The 20320-nt window shown below is 68.9% G+C and carries 14 protein-coding genes; 7 read left to right on the top strand and 7 right to left on the bottom strand.

All coding sequences use genetic code 11. The features are described 5' to 3' along the window. The first annotated feature begins 226 nt into the window (after positions 1-226). Positions 227-1714, top strand: coding sequence for an NCS1 family nucleobase:cation symporter-1 (locus J9315_RS11280; RefSeq protein WP_249121081.1), 1488 nt, complete (start codon positions 227-229; stop codon positions 1712-1714). Between the two features lie 67 nt (positions 1715-1781). Further along, a complete protein-coding gene (locus tag J9315_RS11275; RefSeq protein WP_198498361.1) occupies positions 1782-2570 on the top strand; it encodes an aspartate/glutamate racemase family protein in 789 nt (262 codons plus the stop codon). A 7-nt stretch (positions 2571-2577) separates the two neighbouring features. Here J9315_RS11275 and J9315_RS11270 read toward each other — a convergent pair whose 3' ends face one another. After that, on the bottom strand, positions 2578-3273 hold the full coding sequence (locus J9315_RS11270; protein WP_198498362.1) for a GntR family transcriptional regulator: 696 nt from the start codon (positions 3271-3273) through the stop codon (positions 2578-2580). Positions 3274-3366: 93 nt separating this feature from the next. Beyond that, the gene (locus J9315_RS11265; RefSeq protein ID WP_198498363.1) at positions 3367-5046 is read right to left on the bottom strand and encodes a DUF885 domain-containing protein; all 1680 of its coding nucleotides are present in this window, start codon (positions 5044-5046) and stop codon (positions 3367-3369) included. A gap of 161 nt (positions 5047-5207) precedes the next feature. Here J9315_RS11265 and J9315_RS11260 point away from each other — a divergent pair, with 161 nt between their 5' ends. From J9315_RS11260 to J9315_RS11250, 3 genes are all read left to right on the top strand, one after another. Then, entirely contained in the window at positions 5208-6404 is a 1197-nt protein-coding gene (locus J9315_RS11260; RefSeq protein WP_198498364.1) for an MFS transporter, read from the top strand. Positions 6405-6464: 60 nt separating this feature from the next. Then, entirely contained in the window at positions 6465-7262 is a 798-nt protein-coding gene (locus J9315_RS11255; protein ID WP_198498365.1) for a carbon-nitrogen hydrolase family protein, read from the top strand. A 151-nt stretch (positions 7263-7413) separates the two neighbouring features. Further along, on the top strand, positions 7414-8190 hold the full coding sequence (locus tag J9315_RS11250) for a TetR/AcrR family transcriptional regulator (protein ID WP_232623546.1): 777 nt from the start codon (positions 7414-7416) through the stop codon (positions 8188-8190). A 121-nt stretch (positions 8191-8311) separates the two neighbouring features. Here the strand turns inward: J9315_RS11250 and J9315_RS11245 are convergent, their stop codons facing one another. Both J9315_RS11245 and J9315_RS11240 read right to left on the bottom strand, forming a co-directional pair. Continuing rightward, positions 8312-8653 carry a hypothetical protein gene (locus tag J9315_RS11245; RefSeq protein ID WP_232623547.1) on the bottom strand — a complete coding sequence of 114 codons (342 nt, stop codon included), beginning with the start codon at positions 8651-8653 and terminating at the stop codon, positions 8312-8314. Beyond that, positions 8650-10230, bottom strand: coding sequence for an acyl-CoA carboxylase subunit beta (locus tag J9315_RS11240; protein WP_198498366.1), 1581 nt, complete (start codon positions 10228-10230; stop codon positions 8650-8652). The genes J9315_RS11245 and J9315_RS11240 overlap by 4 nt, the downstream gene beginning before the upstream one ends. A 67-nt stretch (positions 10231-10297) precedes the next feature. Between J9315_RS11240 and J9315_RS11235 the strand changes: the two genes are divergently transcribed. Beyond that, on the top strand, positions 10298-11311 hold the full coding sequence (locus J9315_RS11235) for a biotin--[acetyl-CoA-carboxylase] ligase (RefSeq protein WP_198498367.1): 1014 nt from the start codon (positions 10298-10300) through the stop codon (positions 11309-11311). Positions 11312-11769: 458 nt separating this feature from the next. Next, positions 11770-13500 carry an adenylate/guanylate cyclase domain-containing protein gene (locus tag J9315_RS11230; RefSeq protein WP_269780018.1) on the top strand — a complete coding sequence of 577 codons (1731 nt, stop codon included), beginning with the start codon at positions 11770-11772 and terminating at the stop codon, positions 13498-13500. Positions 13501-13869: 369 nt separating this feature from the next. Here the strand turns inward: J9315_RS11230 and J9315_RS11225 are convergent, their stop codons facing one another. The 3 genes from J9315_RS11225 to J9315_RS11215 all read right to left on the bottom strand — a co-directional run bounded on the left by J9315_RS11225 (position 13870) and on the right by J9315_RS11215 (position 20253). Further along, positions 13870-16575, bottom strand: coding sequence for a DNA topoisomerase IV subunit A (locus tag J9315_RS11225; RefSeq protein WP_198498368.1), 2706 nt, complete (start codon positions 16573-16575; stop codon positions 13870-13872). A 180-nt stretch (positions 16576-16755) separates the two neighbouring features. Continuing rightward, complete coding sequence (locus J9315_RS11220; RefSeq protein WP_198498369.1) at positions 16756-17310, bottom strand: TetR family transcriptional regulator; 555 nt, start codon at positions 17308-17310, stop codon at positions 16756-16758. 270 nt (positions 17311-17580) lie between these two features. Further along, positions 17581-20253: a bifunctional GNAT family N-acetyltransferase/acetate--CoA ligase family protein gene (locus J9315_RS11215; protein WP_198498370.1), complete on the bottom strand. Its 2673-nt coding sequence runs from the start codon at positions 20251-20253 to the stop codon at positions 17581-17583. Positions 20254-20320: the final 67 nt, after the last annotated feature.

The raw sequence follows: 20320 nt of genomic DNA, 5'->3' as shown, positions 1-20320 counted from the left end.
GCAGTCTGACTCGCGCACACCAGGCGTTGTCACTGCTGGACTGACGGCGATGACCCCATTGCGGAATCACTGTGACCCAGGTTACGCTCACGAGGTCAGCTCTCACCGCCGCGACGCCGGGAAGAACGACTTTGGTATTCCAGCGCCGCGCCCGTCTGATTCGAGAACTCCCATGGCCCACACCGTGACGTCCGACCAGTCCGTGCCCGACCCGCAGTCGAGCACCATGCCGCACCGGCTCGGACCGAGCCCGGAACAGCTCGCCGCGCACCGGATCAGCCCGCGCTTCTACAACGCCGATCTCGCGCCGAGCAGGAAGGAGGGCCGCAGCTGGACGGCGTACAGCGTCTTCTCGCTCTGGGCCAACGACGTCCACTCGCTCGGCAACTACGGGTTCGCCCTCGGCCTCTTCGCCCTCGGCCTCGGCGCGTGGCAGATCCTCGTCGCCCTCCTCGTCGGTGCGGCCCTGCTCTTCGTCCTCCTCACCCTCTCAGGGTTCATGGGTCACAAGACCGGCGTTCCCTATCCGGTGATGTGCCGCATCGCCTTCGGCATCCACGGGGCCCAGCTGGCCGCCTCGGTGCGGGGGATCGTCGCGATCGCCTGGTTCGGGATCCAGACCTACCTCGCCGCGAACGTCCTCAACGTCCTCCTCATCACCCTCATCCCCGGCCTCCAGGCGTGGACTGAGGTCGAGTTCCTCGGACTGAGCGGCCTCGGCTGGTTCTCCTTCACCCTGCTGTGGATCGTCCAGGTCATCATCGTCAGCTACGGGATGGAGATGATCCGGCGCTACGAGGCGATCGCCGGCCCGATCATCCTCGTCACCTTCCTCGCCCTGGCGATCTGGATGCTCGTCCGCGTCGACTTCCGCATCGCGTGGTCGATCGACGACCCGCTCACCGGGTGGCAGATGTGGACGAACATCCTCGGCGGAGGGGCTCTGTGGGTGGCGATCTACGGCACCTTCGTCCTCAACTTCTCCGACTTCACCCGGTCGGCGAAGAAGAAGGGCTCGATCGTCGTCGGCAACTTCTGGGGCATCCCCATCAACATGCTCGTCTTCGGCCTCGTCGTCATCTCGCTCGCCGGCGCCCAGTACTCGATCGACGGCACGGTCATCAGCTCGCCCGCCGACATCGTCCAGGCCATCGGCAATCCGGTCCTGCTCGCCGCCGCCTCGCTCTCCCTGCTCGTGCTCACGATCGCCGTCAACCTCATGGCGAACTTCGTCGCCCCGACCTACGCCCTGACGAACCTCTTCCCGCGCCATCTCAATTTCCGCCGGGCCGCGATCATCTCCGCGATCATCGGATTCGTCATCCTCCCGTGGAACCTCTACGACTCACCCGTCGTCATCGTCTACTTCCTCGGCGGCCTCGGCGCGCTGCTCGGGCCCCTGTTCGGCGTCATCATGGTCGACTACTGGCTCGTGCGGAAGACGAAGGTCAACGTCCCGCAGCTCTACACCGAGGCCCACGACGGCGAGTACTTCTACCACCACGGCGTCAACTGGCGGGCGATCGGGGCGTTCATCCCCGCCGCGATCCTCTCGCTCATCCTCGCCCTCGTCCCCGCGTTCTCCGGCGTCTCGCAGTTCTCCTGGTTCCTCGGCGCAGGGATCGCCGCGGTCATCTACTTCGTCATCGCCCGCCGGGACTTCACGTTCCGCGAGGTCGACGGCGAGGAGATCGCCGTGCCCACCGCCCACTGAGGCCCGCTCAGACGCTCACTCTGACACGCACCCCGACACCCCTCCGATCCTGCGAAGGACTTCGCCCATGAGAATCCTCGTCGTCAACGTCAACACCACTGCGGCGATGACCGCCGGCATCGCCCGGGCGGCCAGCGAGGCCGCCTCGGCGGGCACCGAGATCATCGGTCTCACGCCGACCTTCGGCGCCGAATCCTGCGAAGGCAACGTCGAGAGCCATCTCGCCGCGCTCGGCGTCATGGATGCCGTGCTCGGCTATGCCGGGGACTACGACGCCGTCATCCAGGCCGGGTACGGCGAGCACGGACGTGAGGGCCTCCAGGAGCTCCTCGACGTCCCCGTCGTCGACATCACCGAGGCGGGGGCGCAGCTGGCGATGATGCTCGGGCGCCGGTACGCCGTCGTCACCACCCTCGACCGCACCGTTCCCCTCATCGAGGACCGCCTGCTGCTCGCCGGACTCGACCGGCACTGCACGTCCGTGCGGGCGTCGGGGATGCCCGTGCTCGACCTCGAGGCCCATCCCGATCGGGCAGTGGCCGCGATCGCCGAGGCGGCCGCCGAGGCCGTCGAGACCGATCGTGCCGAGGTCATCGTCCTCGGCTGCGGCGGGATGGCCGACCTCACCGAGACGATCGTCGGCCGCTGCGCGGTGCCCGTCGTCGACGGCGTGGCCGCCGCGGTCAGGCTCGCCGAGGCGCTCGTCGGCTTGGGGCTGACGACGTCGAAGGTGCGCACGTACGCCCCGGCCCGCCCGAAGCGCCTCGACGGCTGGCCCTTCGCCGCGGCAGCGGGAGCGTCCCCGTCGGACCCGCAGACCGTGACGCGGCACGACCCCGTCACCCGGGCCTCCTGAGGCCCGGTCAGTCCGAATCCGCGGCCCCGCCGGGGTCGGAGATCTCCTGCGGTTCGTGCGCGAGACGTTCGCGGTGCTTGTCGTGCTGCTGCCGGCTCGTGTCGAGATGGTGGGCGGCCAGCGCGCGCACCCGTTCGAGGTCGCGGTGGGCGATGGCATCGAAGAGCTCGGCATGCTCAGCTGCGACGACGTCGAGCTCGTCATGCTGGCTCAGCTGCCACCGCATCCGCGAATCGAGGAGCTCGCCGACCTCGACGAGGAGCCGGTTGCCCGAGAGCTCGGTGACGATGGCGTGGAAGTCCGCGGCGGACCGATGCGCCCCCACGGCGTCTCCGGCCTCGGCCTGGCGGCGACCGGCCGTCATCGTCGCCTCGAGCCGCTCCAGCCCCTCGCGGGTGTGACGCTGAGCGGCGAGTTCGAAGGAGAGGAGATCGAAGGCCTGCCGCACCTCGGCGAGGTCGGCGACATCGCTGGGAGAGAACTCGCGCACCGTCGCCCACGTGTTCGGCCGGTGCGTCACGAGCCCTTCGGACGCGAGCTGCTTGAGCGCCTCCCGGATCGGGACCCGGCTCACCCCGAGCTCGGAGGCGAGGTTGCGTTCGACGAGGCGGCTGCCCGGCGCCCGCTGACCGTCGATGATCTCACCGCGCAGCACCTCGGTGACCCGCAGCGTCTCCGACCGGGGGGTGTCGTTGTTCTTCACGCGCTCATTCTCTCACTTCGCGGGGCACGGACACGGGTGCCCACCGTCGCGCGGACGGTGGGCACCCGATGCCGGACAGGCGGGGCCGTGACCTCAGCGCCGCATCGCCCGGCCGAGGGTGTCGAGACCGACGGATCCGAGACCCAGCGCCTTCGAATGGAAGGCCTTGAGGTCGAAGTCCTCGCCCGCCTCGGCGGCCGCCTCGTCGCGGAACTGCTCCCACAGGCGCTGGCCGATCTTGTAGCTCGGCGCCTGCCCCGGCCAGCCGAGGTAGCGGTCGAGTTCGAACGCGAGGAAGCTGCGGTCCATCGCGACGTTGTCGGTGAGGAACTGCCAGGCCTTCTCCCGATCCCACGTGCCCCCGCCGAGGCTCTCGGGGGCCTCGAGACCGAGGTGGAAGCCGATGTCGAGGACGACGCGGGCCGCCCGCAGACGCTGCGAGTCGAGCATCCCGAGGTAGTCGGCCGGGTCGTCGAGGTAGCCGAGGTCGGCCATGAGCTTCTCCGCGTAGAGCGCCCAGCCCTCGCCGTGCCCGGAGACCCAGCACATGAGCCGGCGCCAGCGGTTGAGGGTGTCGGAGACGTACGTCGCCTGCCCCACCTGGAGGTGATGACCGGGCACTCCCTCGTGGTAGACGGTCGTCTTCTCCTGCCACGTCGCGAACTCGGTGACCCCCTCGGGCACCGACCACCACATCCGTCCCGGCCGCGAGAAGTCGTCGGTCGGGCCCGTGTAGTAGATCCCGCCGGTCGACGAGGGCGCGATCATGCACTCGATCGTGCGCACGGGTTCGGGGATGTCGAAGTGGGTCTTCCCGAGTTCGGCGATCGCCTCGTCGGCGACTCCCTGCATCCACTCGCGCAGGGCCTCCTTGCCGACGAGCATCCGCTCGGGGTCCTTGTCGAGGGCCTTCATGACGTCGAAGAGGTCGACGCCGGGCATGATCTGCTCGGCGACGCGCCGCTGCTCGGCGTCGATGCGCTCGAGTTCGGCCAGACCCCACGCATACGTCTCGTCGAAGTCGATCTCGGCGCCGAGGAAGTCCCGCGAATGCAGGGCGTACGCGGCCCGGCCGGCCGCCTCGTTCTCCGGGGCGACCGGGAGGAGCTCGGAGGCGAGGAAATCGGCGAGTCCGGCGAATGCGGTGCGGGCCGCTTCGGCGTGGGAGGCCAGATCATCGCGCAGGGTCTGGGGCACCTCGGCGACGTCGTCGGCCCCGGCGATGACGGTGAGATACGGGGACTCGTCCCCGGCGATCGCCTGCACCTGGTCGATGACCTTCTCGATCTGGATGCGCGCGGCGACCTGCCCGCGGTCCTTGGCCAGAGCCAGCGACTCCTCGTACCCGGTCACCGAGGCCGGAATCGCCGCGAGCGTCTCGTCGACGGTCTCCCAGTCGGCGACGGTGGCCGTGGGCATGAGGTCGAAGATGTCGCGCATGTCCTGGACGGGGGAGGCGATGACATTGAGGCTGGCATGTATGAAGCCGGCGTCGTAGAGGTCCCGGTCGACGCCGAGGCGGTCGCGCATCGCGTCGATCGTCACCCGATCGATGTCGTCGAGGTCGGCGCTCGCCTCGACCTCGTCGAGCTTGGCCAGCGTCTCGACGGTGAGCTCGTGGTGGGCGGCGAGCCCGGCGGGGGAGAAGTCGTCGAAGCCTTTCGCCCCGTCGATCCCCAGGTAGAGGGCGAGCGAGGGGGAGAGGGCGAGGGAGCGATCGACGTACTCTTCGGCGACGGCGTCAACGGCCGACGGGGTTCTCTTCTCAGTCATGACCTCACCATATATGAGGCCGGACACACCCCGTGACCGGGCCGACAGCCTATGAGGAGAGGCACACGGCCACGGGCTGGAATGCGCCGTCTGGGAATTCGCTGAAGCTATACCCTGGTTGAGCCCGACCGCCGGACAACCGTGAATCGAGAGAAGAGAACGTGGCAAGAGCACAGCTGTGGACCAAGGACTTCATCGTGGGCATCGGCCTCAATCTCACGATGTCCATGGTCTTCTACCTGCTCATGACCTCGATGGCCGGATACGCGGTCGCGCGCTTCTCCGCCGGTCAGGCCGCAGCCGGCTTCGCCTCTTCGAGCTTCATCGTCGGCGCCGTCGTCGCCCGCATCCTCACCGGCAAGTACCTCGACTTCATCGGCCGCCGCACCCTGCTCGTCATCTCGATGGCCGTCTTCGTCCTCGCCTCCCTCGCCTACATCGCCGCCGACACCCTCACCCTCCTCATCGTCATCCGCCTCATTCACGGCATCGCCTTCGGGGCGGGGAACACGGCGATCATGACGGCCATCCAGTCGGTCATCCCGGCCTCGCGGCGCGGCGAGGGCACCGGCTACTTCGGCACCGCGACGACCCTGTCGACGGCGCTCGGGCCCTACCTCGGCGTGCTCCTGCCCGCCGAATTCGACTTCACCGTCCTCTTCATCGCCTCGGCGGTCATGTCGGCCATCTCCCTCGTCCTCTGCTTCTTCCTCGACCTGCCGAAGCAGGAGCTCACTCAGGCCCAGCGGGACACGAAATGGCATCTCCATCCGCGCACGATGGTCGATCGGGACGGACTGCGCATCGGGCTCATCATGCTCATCGCCGGTGTCGCGTTCGCTGCGGCCCTCGTCTTCCTCGCCGGCTACGCCGCCGACAACGGCGTGCCCGGCGCCGCGTCCCTCTTCTTCATCGCCTACGCCGCGGCCTCCCTCGTCGCCCGCCTCTTCATCGGGCGGATCCAGGACGCCTACGGCGACAACGTCGTCATCTACCCCGTGCTCATCCTCAACGCCCTCGGCAACGTCCTCCTCGCGCTGTGGCCGACGACGGCGGGCATCGTCATCGCCGGCATCCTCATCGGCTTCGGCTTCGGCTCCCTCATGCCGAGCGCGCAGACGATCACCGTGAAGTCCGTGCCGATGTCCCGGGTCCCGGTGGCCACGGCCTCGTTCTTCCTCCTCCTCGACGCGGGCTCGGGGATCGGTCCGATCATCCTCGGCGCGCTCATGCCGATCACCGGGGGCAGCGGGATGTTCCTGCTGTGCGCCGGTCTCGTCGTCGTCTCGATGCTCGTCTACCTCGTCGTCCACGGTCGCGGACGCGGTGGCCGGCCGGGACGCGAATTCGTCGGGTGACCTCGGCGGGTGATCCGAGTAGCCTGAGAGCACGTCACCGACTGCCCACGGAGGATGAGGATGAAGCTCGGACTCGCCCAGATCAACACGACCACCGATGTCGCCGGCAACCTCGAGAAGGTGCGCGACTACACGGGTCGGGCCGCTGCCGCCGGTGCCGAGGTCGTCATCTTCCCCGAGGCGACGATGTCGGCGTTCGGGTCGGGTCTGCGGGAGATCGCCGAACGCGAATCCGAGGGGTGGCGCGAGGCGCTCACCCTGCTCGCCGCCGACACCGACACGGCGATCGTCGTCGGGGAGTTCGCAGTCTCCGCCGGCAAGGTCGTCAACCTCCTCGCCGTCTACGCCCCGGACGGGACGCGCACCGAGTACGCGAAGATCCACCTCTACGACGCGTTCGGGTTCAAGGAGTCCGACACCGTCGAGGCAGGCGAGGACCCGGCGCTCGTCGCCCTGAGCGGAGAGGACGTCGGCATCGCCATCTGCTACGACATCCGCTTCCCCAAGCTCTTCGCCGAACTCAGCCGCCGAGGCGCGCGGCTGGCCATCGTCTCCGCATCGTGGGGTGCGGGGCCGGGGAAGGTCGAGCAGTGGGAGCTGCTGGCCCGGGCGCGGGCGGTCGACTCGAACATGTTCGTCGTCGCCGTCGGACAGGCCGATCCGCAGGTCAGCGGCGTGGCCGTGCCCCCGAAAGGACCGACGGGAGTCGGGCACAGTCTCGTGTCCGATCCGTTCGGGCACGTCATCGTCGCCCTCGGCGGCCAGGAGGCCCTCGAGATCGTCGACCTCGACCTCGGACTCGCCGATGAGGCCGCCGAGGCGCTGCCCGTCCTTGCGAATGCGAAGCTCGGGTACTAGACCCCACCGCGGACCCGCGGACCCGGGTGCGTGTGCAAGCGCCGGCGTGAGACCCGGTCGGCAGTGTGGGACCCGGGTCCTGCGTGAGACCCCGGTGTCCGTGTGAGCCGGGTGCCTGAGGGTGTGCCGCGCGAAGTGGGAGAATGAGGATATGGCGATCACCGACAGCCCTGCGCACGTCGACTCCGGAGAGGACTCCGTCGCCCCGAAGGAGGGGATGTCCCCGCGGGAGGGAGCTACTCCGCAGGAAGGCGCTGCCCCGAAGGAGGGCCTGCGCGAGCGGAAGAAGCGCGAACGCCAGCGCGCACTGCGTCGTGCCGCGATCGAACTGACCTTGGAGAAGGGGTTCTCGACCATCACGATCGAGGACATCTGCGAGCGCTGCGGGGTCTCCCGGCGGACCTTCTTCAACTACTTCGCGAGCAAGGAGGAGGCTCTCCTCGGGCGGGCCGACACGGTCTTCGACGACGAGGACGAACCGGCGATCGCCGTGTTCGAAGCCGGGGGACCGACGGGCCGGCTGCTCGAGGACCTCGAGCGGCTGCTCGCCGGCATCGTGCGCACTCGGCTCAGTCACCGGGAGGAGCGCCACCAGTACCATCAGATCCTCAAGCAGGAGCCGGCGCTCATGCAGGCGCAGATGTCGCGGATGGGCGAGAACGAACGCCTCTTCCGCGAGATGATCCAGCGACGGCTCGACAGGGTCGGTGCCGCCGAGGGGTCGGGCTGTGGGCAGAATCCGGGTGCCGTCGGCCGGTGCACGGTCGACGACGGACCGCCGGTCTCACCGAAGGCCGAGGTGCTCGCGGCGCTCGCGATGATGGCAATCAAGGCGACCTTCGTGCGTCTGCGTCGCGTCGAGGGCGATCCGGCGCCGATCATCCACGACCTCTTCGACGAACTGCGCACGATCTTCGACGACGGCTGACGACGCCCTCCGCGCAGAACAGTGACGCCCTCCGCGCCGAACAATCGTGCGGCGCAGAGGGCGGTTATCAGCGAGTGCTCAGTGGCGTCAGACGACAGCGCTCAGCGCCAGGCGGCAGCGCTCAGCGGCCGAGTGGCTGCGTCCACGTCTGCGGGAGACGCCTGCGGACGTTGCGGCGCGGAGCGTTGAAGCCCGCGCGGTCGTGCTTCTTCGTCTCCACCTCGGCGAGGGCTTCGGCCTGGTGAGCGGCATAGGCGAGGGCGACCTGGCGGATCGCGACGACAGCGGCCACCGCGGCGGCACTGGCCATCTCGTCGCTCACCGGCTGGCCGTCGTCGGCGCGCACCTGCGCGCGATCCTCGATCGAGGGCACGCTCGCAGACGCGCCCGCCTGGGCCGTCGCCGCCGGGTCGGCTCCGACCGCCTCGGCGCTCCGGGGATCTGACTGCGCATCCGTGCTCATAGGGGGATGTTACCGTGCTTGCGCGCCGGCGCGTCGACGTGCTTGTTCTTCAGGGCACGCAGTGCGCGGACGATCCGGTTGCGGGTCTCGCTCGGCTTGATGACGGCGTCGATGTAGCCCTCCTCGGCCGCGAGGTACGGGTTGAGCAGGGCGTCCTCGTAGTCCTGGATGAGGTCGGCGCGGAGTGCGTCGACGTCCTCACCAGCTTCCTCGGCGGCCTTGAGCCTGCGGCGGTAGACGATGTTCGCCGCGCCCTGGGCGCCCATGACCGCGATCTGCGCCGACGGCCACGCGAGGTTGATGTCGGCGCCGAGCTGCTTCGACCCCATGACGCAGTACGCGCCGCCGTAGGCCTTGCGGGTGATGAGCGTGATGAGCGGAACCGTCGCCTCGCCGTAGGCGTAGATGAGCTTGGCCCCGCGGCGGATGATGCCGCCGAGCTCCTGGTCGGTGCCCGGGAGGAATCCCGGCACGTCGACGAAGGTGAGGATCGGCAGGTTGAACGCGTCGCAGAGGCGGACGAACCGGGCCGCCTTCTCCGAGGCGTCGATGTCGAGGGTGCCGGCCAGCTGCATGGGCTGGTTGGCGATGACGCCGACGCTCACCCCTTCGACACGGCCGAAGCCGGTGACGACGTTCGGGGCGAAGAGCTCGGAGACCTGGAGGAATTCGCCGTCGTCGAGCACGGTGGTGACGACGTCGAGGATGTCGTAGGGCTGCGAGGGCGAGTCCGGCATGAGGGTGTCGAGCGCCTCGTCCTCAGGCGTGAGCTCGAGGTCGGACTCGAAGACGTCGGCGTCGGCCGGGTCGAGGTTGTTCTGCGGGAGGAAGGAGAGGAGGTCGCGGACGTAGTTGAGGGCGTCCTCCTCGTCGCTGGCGAGGTAGTGGGCGTTGCCGGAGACGGTGTTGTTCGTCCGCCCGCCGCCGAGCTCCTCGTGGCCGACCTCCTCACCGGTGACGGTCTTGATGACGTCGGGACCGGTGATGTACATGTGGCTGGTCTTGTCGACCATGATCGTGACATCGGTGAGGGCGGGGGAGTAGACCGCACCGCCGGCCGAGGGTCCCATGATGAGCGAGATCTGGGGGATGACGCCCGAGGAGGCGACGTTGAGGCGGAAGATCTCGGCGAACAGCGCGATCGATCCCACGCCCTCCTGGATGCGGGCGCCGCCGGAGTCGTTGATGCCGATGATCGGGCAGCCGAGCTTGAGCGCGAGCTTCTGGACCTTGACGATCTTCCGGCCGTTCGCCTCGGCGAGTGACCCGCCGAGCACGGTGAAGTCGTGCGCGAACACGGCCACGGTCTTCCCGTCGATCGTGCCCAGACCGCACACCACGCCGTCGCCGTCGGGACGGTTCTTCTCCATCCCGAACTGGGTGTTGTGGTGCCGGGCGAATTCGTCGATCTCCTGGAACGAGCCCTCGTCGAGGAGCTGGTCGATGCGTTCCCTGGCCGTCTGCTTGCCGCGCTTGTGCTGGTTCTCCACCGACTTCTCGTTGCCGGTGTGGGCCGCCTCGCGACGCGTCAGGAAGGCGTCGATGCGATCGGCGGTGGTGCGTGGAGTTTCCGTCATGCTCCCACCCTATCGAGGGGAGCCGAGTTCATTGTGCACTCCCACCAAAAGAATCTAGAGTGGTCTGGTGACCAGCCAACACGCGCCCTTCCTCGTCGATGTCGAATCGCTCCGCGCCCGTGCGGAGGCCATCGGAATCGACCTTCCGCTCGTCATCTGGGACGAGTCGTGCCCGTCGACGAACGATGCGCTCGCGGCCCTGGTCCACCATCCCGCCGAGGCGACCGCCTCCTCAGGTGTCGTCCGTGGCCTCGCCGGGGACGCCCCCGCTGCGGAGCTGGCGGAGCTGACGATCCTCGGCACCGATTTCCAGAGTGCGGGCCACGGCCGACTCGGGCGCACGTGGACCGTGCCGCCGCGCCGCTCGCTGACGTTCTCGATCCTCCTGGCCCCGACGACGCCCGTGCGCACGTGGGGCTGGATTCCGCTCATCACCGGAGAGGCGGTGCGCGCGGCGATCGCCGAGGCGGGGGTGCCCGCCGTGCTCAAGTGGCCCAACGATGTGCTCACCGCCGAGGGTAGGAAGCTGTGCGGGATCCTCGCCCGCATCGAGACGACGCCGGAGGGTCCGCGCATCGTCCTCGGGATGGGGACGAACACGCGCCTCGAGCCTGCGGACCTGCCGCGGGAGGACGCGAGCTCACTGGCGATCGAGCTCGGCGTCGCGGGTTCAGAGATCGATCATGAACGGTTGCTACTGTCGATTCTCGGCACACTTGTTCCCGGCCTGAGGGAGTTGGCAGAGTATGGAGAGGACTTCGGTCGCAGTCCGTTCGCCGCGAGAGTGCGCGCGGGAATGGTGACGCTGGGCACGCGGGTCAAGGTCGAACGACCCGACGGCAGCTTCCTCGTCGGCGAGGCCACCGGCCTCGACGCGACGGGTGACCTCGTCATCGACGATGCGGTCTCCGTGAGCGCCGGCGACGTCCACCATCTGCGCCCGGCCGCACCGGCCGAGGGGGCCGGTTCGGCGAGCGGGAATGGTTCGGATGGCGGGGCCGGTTCGGACGCAGGGGCCGCGAGTGCCTCGGACAGTGCGGCGAGTGCGACCCCGCCCGACAGTGGGACGACGCAGCGATGACCGGTGACGGCTCGGCTCGTCGGGACCGGACGGGCGGCATCGTCGAACGCGACCCGGAGTCGCGCCCCGTGGTGCGGGCGAGCAGCGGCGCGCACGTGCGCGGGGACGGCCGCGCGGACGGGTCTGTGCCACCCACCGGCACCCGACCTGAGGCCACCGGCACTCGACCCGAGGATGGTTCTGCGCAGGCATCCGGCACCCGACCCAAGGGTGACTCGCACGCCGCTGACCCGTCTCGTCGCCAGGACACGGGCGCTGCTGACAGCCGCGGCACCGCGCCTCCTGCGTCGACCGATCCGAGCCGGCCGACCGGAACCGACCCTGCAGCGGGCGAACCGAGTGCCGCACCGTCTGCGGAACGCGACGCGTCTCTCGACACCGTGAGCGAGGATCGCACACAGACACTGTCGGCTGACGCGCCGTCAGCTGCCGGGACGGCCTCGTCTGCAGCTACTCCTGTGTCGACCGATCCGAGCCGGCAGACCGGAACCGACACTGCAGCGGTCGAAGCTAGTGCCGCACAGTCATCGGCGACCGAAGCCTCTCCGACGTCGGAATCCCCGACCCCGGCCGCATCGGCGCCCCCGAAACCTGAGGTCGCGCCGGAACCGGTCACACCCGCCCCCGAACCGGTCACCCCCGCGGCCACGACCGCTGACTCCGCACCGGCGACCTCGATCGGTGATTCGACGCCGGCCCCGGTCGCGCCGGCATCAGCTGCCGACGCTGACAACTCCGCACCACGTGCCACGGCACCGAACACCGATGGCGACGCTGACGAGCCCGCGCACGGGGCCACGGCTACGGGCGACGATGACGACGTATCCTCACTCCATGTCACGGCACAGGACGCTTCGGCACAAGCCGCCGACGCTGACGAGCCCGCGCACCGGGCCGCGGCAGAGGACCACGATCACGGGCGCTCACCCCAGGCCACGGCCGATGCCGAACTGCCGGCCACCTCGGTGATGCCGGTCATCCGGTCAGCGGAGTCTGGCGAAGACGACGACGCCTCCGAGTCGAACACGACCGCACATCCGACCGGGAAGCCGAAGTCGTCCGACTTCTTCGGTGGCCTGCACGAGGATCCGCGCACCTCGGCGCTGAGCATCGTCGACGAGGACACCGACGACGATCCGATCTACGAGACCCGCAGCGCCGCCGAACGCCTCGAGGAGATCCTCCTCGACGGGAAGCGCGTGCTCGATCGTCGTGAAGCGGCGAAGCTCGGCGGCATCTCGACGGTCTCGGCGCGGAAGATGTGGCGGGCGCTCGGGATGTCGCAGACCGATGAGCATGACAAGGCGTACACGGTCAGCGATGCGCATGCGCTGCGGATGTGGGCGAAGCCGGTGGCCGACGGGCTCATCGATCAGGAGACGGCGCTGTCGCTGGCGCGCGCGATCGGGCAGACGACGGACCGCCTCGTCGTGTGGCAGATGGAGACGCTCGTCGAGTACCTCACCGAGGAGAAGGGCATGAGCGAGCCCGAGGCCCGGCGGGAGGCGCTCGAGGTCATCGAGGATCTCATCGATCCGATGCAGAAGATGCTCGTCTACTCGTGGCGGCGCAACCTCGCCGAGGTGATGGGCCGCCTCAACGTCAACGTGTCCGACGGTCTCGCGATGGACAACCGGCAGGGCTGGTACGACTCGTCGATGCCGCTGGCGCGGGCGGTCGGGTTCATCGACCTCGTCTCGTACACGCGGCTGTCGCAGAAGCTCGAGCCGAGGCAGCTGGCGAACATGGTCCAGGAGTTCCAGGGCATCTGCTACAACATCGTCGCCACCGGCGGCGGGCGGATCATCAAGACCGTCGGCGACGAGGTGTTCTTCGCCGCCGAGACCCCGATGGCCGGCGCCGAGATCGCGATGACCCTCATGGAGCGCGTGACCGCGGCCGCCGATCTGCCCCAGGCGCGGGTCGGGTTCGTGTGGGGGAGGGTGCTCTCCCGCCTCGGCGACATCTTCGGATCGAGCGTCAACCTCGCCGCCCGGCTGACGGCCGTCGCCGAACCCGGAACGATCTTCACCGACGAGGAGACCGCGCGCGTGCTGTCGACCTCCGACGCCTACGTCTTCGAACCCCGCGGATCGCTCACCTTGCAGGGTCTCGGGGAGACGGGCATCTGCCAGATGCTGCGCGGCACCGCGGCACGGATGAAGCTCGACCTCGACGACGAGAGCTGAGTTCCGGGTCCTGAGTTCCGAGGCTTGAGCCCGCAGTTGAGAGCGCGCCGCGCTCAGGTGTCCACGTCACGCGCCCCGCTCGGGTGTCCACGTCACACGCCGGGCTCGGGTGTCCACGTCACGCGCGGTGGTCGGGTGTCCACGTCACGCGCGGTGGTTGCGCTTTCACTACCGCCGTGCGCCGTCGCCATTGGCGCACGCGCCCCGCACGCGCAGCTCCATGAACAACCCGTGCACGTGGAGTGTGTCGAGCTGCGGGTGCCTCTCGCGAAGCTGCACGGTGTGCGTGAAGCTCCGGGTGCCTCTCGCGAAGCTGCGCGGTGTGCGTGACGCTGCGGGTAGTGATCAGCGCTCAGAGCGCCCTGGAACTCAGAAGAGCGCGGAGTCGCCGTCGTCGCCTGAATCGTCGTCAGCGTCGTCTTCGTCGTGGGAGACGATGACGCCGTTGTCGGTGTCGATGCGGGCGCGGGCGATCTCCTCCCGCGCGTCGTCGAGGTCGAGGTCGAAGCCGTCGAAGCTCGTCGCCAGGCCTCCCGTGCCCGGTGCCTGTGCCGCTCCGGAATCCGCCGCGGTGTCAGCGGAACCTGCACCGGCATCACCGACGCCGGCATCCCCGCCACCTGCGGAAGCGACATCATCCGGACCGCCGAGGCGGGGGAGCGTGCCGATGACATCGATCTTCGACTCGAGCGGGGAGCCCGAGCCGTCGCGCCTCGACATCTCGGTCGGCAGCGTCCGCGCACCGCCGGCGGAGGCCGCCGCCTGCGGCGAGTCGCCGACCCACGCAAGCGAGAGTTCGGTCTCGCCCTTGAGGAACTTGTGGGCCCGCACACCGGCGGTCGCCCGACCCTTCGTCGGGAACTCGACGAACTCGCTGACCTTGATCGACGACGACGGGGCACCGTAGAAGTTCTCGCCGCTGGCGATCGTCACGACCGACAGCGCCATCTCCTCATCGGGCTCGGCGGGGACGGCGCCGAAGAAGATCGCCGTCGCCTCGGCGGCGAGTTTGATGCCGGCGACGCCGGAGGCGTTCCAGCCCTGCGCCCGCAGCCCCGAGGCGTCGAAGGCGAGCAGCTGGGCGTTCGAGGTGACGAACACGGCCCGCGACGCATCGATGTCGCGCGGCTGGGCGATGCCGATGACGGCGTCCTTGCCCTTGAGGGCGATCGCATCCCAATCGGACTTGTTCGGCCGTCCGGCCACCGACACCCGCTTGACGACGCCCTCGGCGGTGCCGAGGAGGAACTCGCGGTCGAGGTCGATGAGCCCGATGACCTTCTCGGCCTTCTCCAGCGCCATGTACTCGGCGATCTTCACCCCGCCGGCGACATTGGGTCGCGCCGCCCCTGGCGGCAGCGCCGGAAGGTCGACGACATCGACCATGTGGAGCCGACCGGTCGAGGTTACCGCACCGATCCGGCCCTGCGTCGTCGTCACGATCTCCGAGACGAGCGCATCGTGGCTGGCCCGCTTGCCCGACCGGGCGAGCACCGCGGCATCGGAGGTCCGCGCGATGCGACCCGAGGTCGAGAGGAGGACCCGGGTCGGGGCGTCGGCGATCTTGAGGTTCTCCGGCGCCTTCTTGCCCTTGGCCGTGAGCTCCTTCATCGCCCCCTCGATGAGCACGGTCCGGCGCGGGGTGCCGATGATCTCAGCGGTGGCATCGAGTTCGGTGGCGACGAGCTCACGCAGCTTCGCCTCATCGGCGAGCAGACCCTCGAGGTACTCGATGCGGTTCTTGAGCTCATCGCGTTCGGCCTCGAGCTCGAGGCGCGAGAACTTCGTCAGGCGCCGCAGCTGCAGGTCGAGGATGTACGTGGCCTGGAGCTCCGAGAGATCGAAGACGTCCATCAGCCGGGTCCGCGCGGTCGCGGCGTCATCGGATGAGCGGATGAGCTGGATGACCTCGTCGATGTCGAGGATCGCGATGAGCAGACCCTCGACGAGGTGGAGGCGGTCCTTGGCCTTGCGCAGCTGGAACACCGTGCGCCGACGCACGACGTCGATGCGGTGGGAGAGGTAGACGGTGAGGAGGTCGCGCAGCCCGAGGGTGCGCGGCTGGCCCTCGACGAGGCACACGTTGTTGATGCCGAAGGACTCCTCGAGCGGCGTCTGCCGGTAGAGCTCGGCGAGCACCGCCTCGGGGTTGAACCCGTTCTTGATCCCGATGACCAGCCGCAGACCGTTCTTCCGGTCCGAGTAGTCGTCGATCGAGGCGATTCCCGTGAGCTTCTTCGCTCCGACCGCGTCCTTGACCTTCGCGACGACCTTCTCCGGGCCGACGAGATAGGGCAGCTCGGTGACGACGATGCCCTTGCGCCGGGCGTTGATGTTCTCGATCGAGACCGTCGCACGGGTGCGGAACGTCCCGCGCCCCGTCTCGTACGCCTCCCGGACGCCGTCGAGTCCGATGATCCGCCCGCCCGTGGGCAGATCGGGACCCGGGATGAAGCGCATGAGCTCGGCGAGATCGGCCTCGGGGTTGCGAATGAGGTGGCAGCACGCGGCGATGACCTCGCCGGGATTGTGCGGAGCCATGTTCGTCGCCATGCCCACCGCGATGCCCGAGGCGCCGTTGATGAGGAGGTTGGGGAACGCGCTCGGCAGGACTTCGGGCTGGGTGAGCGTGTTGTCGTAGTTGGGGACGAAGTCGACGACCTCTTCGTCGAGGCCGGCGATCATCTGCATCGACGCCGTCGTCAGCCTCGCCTCGGTGTAGCGGGGGGCCGCGGGACCGTCGTCGAGGGTGCCGAAGTTGCCGTGACCGTCGACGAGCGGGACGCGCATGATGAAGTCCTGGCTGAGCCGAACGAGGGCGTCGTAGATCGCGGTGTCACCGTGGGGATGGAGCTTGCCCATGACATCGCCGACGATGCGCGAGGACTTCACATGGCCGCGGTCGGGGCGCAGCCCCATGTCGCCCATCTGGTAGACGATGCGCCGCTGCACGGGTTTGAGTCCGTCGCGGGCGTCGGGCAGTGCGCGTGAGTAGATGACCGAGTAGGCGTACTCGAGGTACGAACTCTCCATCTCCGCCGAGACGTCGACATCGATGACTCTGCCTTCGGTCATGGAACTCCTTCGACACGTGGACCACTGCTGCGCCGCCGAGCGCTGACGGCACCCGTCGATTCTAGCGTTCGCGCGGGGTTCACCGGCTCATCTCCGCCGGTTCGTGTCGGATTCCGCCCATGACAGGCCGGCCGGACGGGCGGACCCGGGTGCGGCGAGGGCAGAGGGGCGGACCTCAGCTCAGGCGGAGGCGAATTCGGCGCGCAGCCACTTGTCGAGTTCGCTGATGAACTTCTCGACGCGCTCCCGGCTCGCGGTGCCCGAGATCAGCTCGGTAATCATCATGCCGAGCACCGAACTCGAGATCCGCTTCGCGAGCTCGGGCTCGACGCCGCTGAGCTGGGCGACGAAGGCGTCGACCTGGTCCATGTTCGCCTGCTTCGCGGCGACGGCCTCGGTCGGCAGCGCGGGATCGAGGCCGAGCATCACCGAGGTGTAAAAGCGGCTGCGGTCGGTGGTCAGCAGCTCCATGCACAGGCTGACCGCGGCATCGAGCTGGGTGGTCTCGTCGTTTCCTGCAGTGTCGAGGAGTCGCTCGAGGCGACGGGCGTTGAGTTCGCCGATCCTCTCCATGATCCCGGTGATGAGGGCGTCGCGGGTGCGGTAGACGTTGGACGTCGAACCGACCGGCAGCTCCGCCATCGCGTCGACGGCCCGATGGGTGAGTCCGCGGACTCCCTGTTCGGCGACGACGGCGATCGCGGAATCCGTGACGACATCTTTACGCGAAATCAATACTCTCAGCCTCGCTCTCATGCGGCTGTTCCCGATCAAGGGTGCCTGCTGACGGTGAAGGACGAACACTGCTCACTGCCATGTCACGTTTTCACCTTCTCGTTGAATGGCACAAAACGATAACTATTCATGGAGGAACGGAATCAGACACTACAGGTTCGGTGCCGGAATTGGTATAAGACGCGCCAAACTGCCAGTCGGTTCCCACTTATCGGGTCGAATTCGCAGGTCCGACGCGTTCTGTCCCGTTAAAGGTCCGTCTCGGCAAGGTCAGCTGAGCAGGCGCCTTGTCGTATCGATCCGCGTCGCGTCCGCCAGCAGCGAAATCCGCACGCTGAGGATGTAGCTGTCGGTCTCCGTCGCGACGATCGGGTGCATCTCGACGTCGAGGATCTGCGGATGGCGCTCGACGAGGACGGAGAGGCGCTCGAGGACGTCGATGAGCGGATCGATGTTGACCGGGGGCAGACCCCGGTAGCCGAACAGCCTCGGCGAGGATTTGATCGCGCGGATCATCTCTCCCGCGTCCTTGTCGGTGAGCGGGGAGACGCGGTGCTCGACATCGCCGAGGAGCTCGGTCGTGTCCCCGGCCAGCGAGAACGAGAGCATCGGCCCGAGCAGGCGGTCCTCGCCGGCGCGGATCACGCACGGCACCCCGGGCGGGGCCATCGCCTGGACGTCGACGAGGGGCTCCTCGTCGGTGCCGAGCGATTCGATGAGGGTCTGGAGGGCGGTGAAGTCCTCGACGAGTTCGTCGGGGGTGTCGATGTTGAGCCGCACCCCGCCGAGTTCCATGCGGTGGCGCAGGGCCTTCGTCACCGCCTTGAGCGCGACCGGGTAGCCGAGCGTCTCGGCCGCCGCGAGCCCCTCGTCCACCGAGGCGGCCGTGATGTAGGGCATCGTCTCGATCCCGTAGCAGTCGAGCAGCGCCCTGGCCTGGTCGCGCTCGAGGACGACGGGGCAGCCGGGCCGCGCATCGGTGAGCGCGGCGTCGACGATGTCGCGCACGCCCTTGTCGTCGAGGTCCTCGATCTCGAGGAAGTTGCCGTGATCGGCCGAGCGCCACCGGGCGTAGTCCGTCGCCCGCGCGAGCGCCCACACGGCGTCCTCGGGGCCGACATAGCTCGGCACGGTGTGGGTCACGCGCTTGCCGTCGGAGTCGGTGAGGAAGCTCGTGAGCTCGTCCTGGACGCCGAGGATGCCGAGGAAGCAGGCCACCGTCGTCTTCGACGACCGGGCGGCGGTCTCGGCGAGCACCGCGGCGATCTCGCTCTCCTCGGCTCCGGCCGAGGGCGTGAAGTTGACGATGACGGAATCGATGTCGTCCCGGTCGTACATCGCGGCGAGCTTCTCGCCGAAGGTCTCGGCATCGACCTCGGGGTGGAGGGAGACGGTCGCGGACTCGACGCTCAGCCCCTCGGCCCGGGCCCGCTGGACGATGAGGGTCGACAGGGCCGCGGAGTTCCCGATGACGCCGACCCGCCGCCCCGCCGGCAGCGGCTGGGTCGAGAACACCTGTGCGAGATCGAAGAGCTGGTGGACGGTGTCGGCCCTGATCACCCCGGCCTGGCCGAGCACCTGGTCGAGGGTGTGCGGGGCGAGCGAGGACGTGCGCACGACGTGGCCGGGCGGCAGCTCGCGGCCGGTGACATCGGACTTGACGACGATGACGGGTTTGACGCGGGAGACGCGCCGGGCGATGCGGGAGAACTTGCGCGGGTTGCCGATCGATTCGAGGTAGAGGCCGACGGTCTTCGTCGCCGGATCCTCCTCCCAGTACTGGAGGACGTCGTTGCCGGACATGTCGGCGCGGTTGCCGGCGGAGACGAACGTCGAGATGCCCAGGCCCCGTGTCTTCGCCGCCGCGAGCAGAGCCGTGCCGAGGGCCCCGGACTGGCTGAAGAGGCCGAGGGTGCCCGGTTCGGGGAGGAACGGGGCGAGTGAGGCGTTGAGGGAGACGTCCTCGGCCTCGTTGACGATGCCGAAGGAGTTCGGCCCGATGAGCCGCATGCCGTACGCCCGCGAGGTCGCGACGACCTGGCGCTGGAGTTCGGCACCGGCGCGGCCGGTCTCGGCGAAGCCCGAGGAGATGACGAGCACGCCCTTGGCGCCGTGGGCGGCGCACTCCTGGACCACCTCGGTGACGGATTCCGCGGGCACGGCGATGACGGCGAGGTCAGCGGTGCCCGGCAGCTCGCCGAGGCTCGGGTACGCCGGGACCCCGGCGACCTGGTCGGCCTCGGGGTGGACGACCCACAGCTCGCCCTTGAAGTCGGCGGAGACGATGTTGCGGATGAGGAGGTTGCCCGTGGAGTTGCGCTTGCGGCTGGCGCCGATGACGACCACCGAGGCGGGATGGAGGACGGTGCGCACGCTCTTGGCCTCCGCGCGGTGCTCGCGGGTGGCCTGGACCTCGAGCGAGCGCGCGGTGGGGTCGATGTCGAAGCTCACGGCCACGACCCCGTCGTCGAAGCCGCGGCTGACCTCGTAGCCGGCGGCCTGGAAGACCTGGAGCATCGAGCGGTTCTGGGGGAGCACCTCGGCGGTGAATTTGCGCAGGCCCGATTCGCGCGCGGCCGCGGCGAGGTGCTCGAGGAGGATCGAGCCGATCCCGCGGCCCTGGTGGGCGTCGGCGATGTTGAACGCGACCTCCGCGGTGCCCGGGGAGATCTTGTCGAAGCGGCCGACCCCGATGATGTCGTCGCCGATCGTCATGACGAGCGCCACCCGGTCGTGGTGGTCGACGTTGACGAAGCGGTCGAGATCGCGTTTGGGCAGCTTGGGCAGTGGCGCGAAGAAGCGGAGGTAGATCGACTCCGGCGACTGCGCCTCGTGCATCCGAGACAGCGCCTCGGCGTCGTCGGGAACGATCGGACGCAGGTGCGCGGTGCCGCCGTCGCGCAGAACGACGTCGGCCTCCCACGCGGCAGGATAGTCTTCCATACCCCAAGCATAGGTGCCCGACCGGTGCGTTCGCGGCTGGGATCGGGTGTGCGAGTACGGCACAATG

This window comes from Brevibacterium sp. W7.2, assembly GCF_018137945.1.
In the GTDB taxonomy this organism is placed as follows: Bacteria; Actinomycetota; Actinomycetes; order Actinomycetales; family Brevibacteriaceae; genus Brevibacterium; species Brevibacterium sanguinis.
The sequence above is the reverse complement of the archived record's forward strand: the minus strand, read 5'-3'. Positions and strand labels throughout refer to the sequence as shown.

What these genes read in the sequence shown, in the direction of transcription:
- J9315_RS11280 (WP_249121081.1), top strand. Translation starts at nt 227, where the DNA reads ATGCCGCACCGGCTCGGACCGAGCCCGGAACAGCTCGCCGCGCACCGG.
- J9315_RS11275 (WP_198498361.1), top strand. Translation starts at nt 1,782, where the DNA reads ATGAGAATCCTCGTCGTCAACGTCAACACCACTGCGGCGATGACCGCC.
- J9315_RS11265 (WP_198498363.1), bottom strand. Translation starts at nt 5,046, where the DNA reads ATGACTGAGAAGAGAACCCCGTCGGCCGTTGACGCCGTCGCCGAAGAG.
- J9315_RS11255 (WP_198498365.1), top strand. Translation starts at nt 6,465, where the DNA reads ATGAAGCTCGGACTCGCCCAGATCAACACGACCACCGATGTCGCCGGC.
- J9315_RS11250 (WP_232623546.1), top strand. Translation starts at nt 7,414, where the DNA reads ATGGCGATCACCGACAGCCCTGCGCACGTCGACTCCGGAGAGGACTCC.
- J9315_RS11245 (WP_232623547.1), bottom strand. Translation starts at nt 8,653, where the DNA reads ATGAGCACGGATGCGCAGTCAGATCCCCGGAGCGCCGAGGCGGTCGGA.
- J9315_RS11240 (WP_198498366.1), bottom strand. Translation starts at nt 10,230, where the DNA reads ATGACGGAAACTCCACGCACCACCGCCGATCGCATCGACGCCTTCCTG.
- J9315_RS11225 (WP_198498368.1), bottom strand. Translation starts at nt 16,575, where the DNA reads ATGACCGAAGGCAGAGTCATCGATGTCGACGTCTCGGCGGAGATGGAG.
- J9315_RS11215 (WP_198498370.1), bottom strand. Translation starts at nt 20,253, where the DNA reads ATGGAAGACTATCCTGCCGCGTGGGAGGCCGACGTCGTTCTGCGCGAC.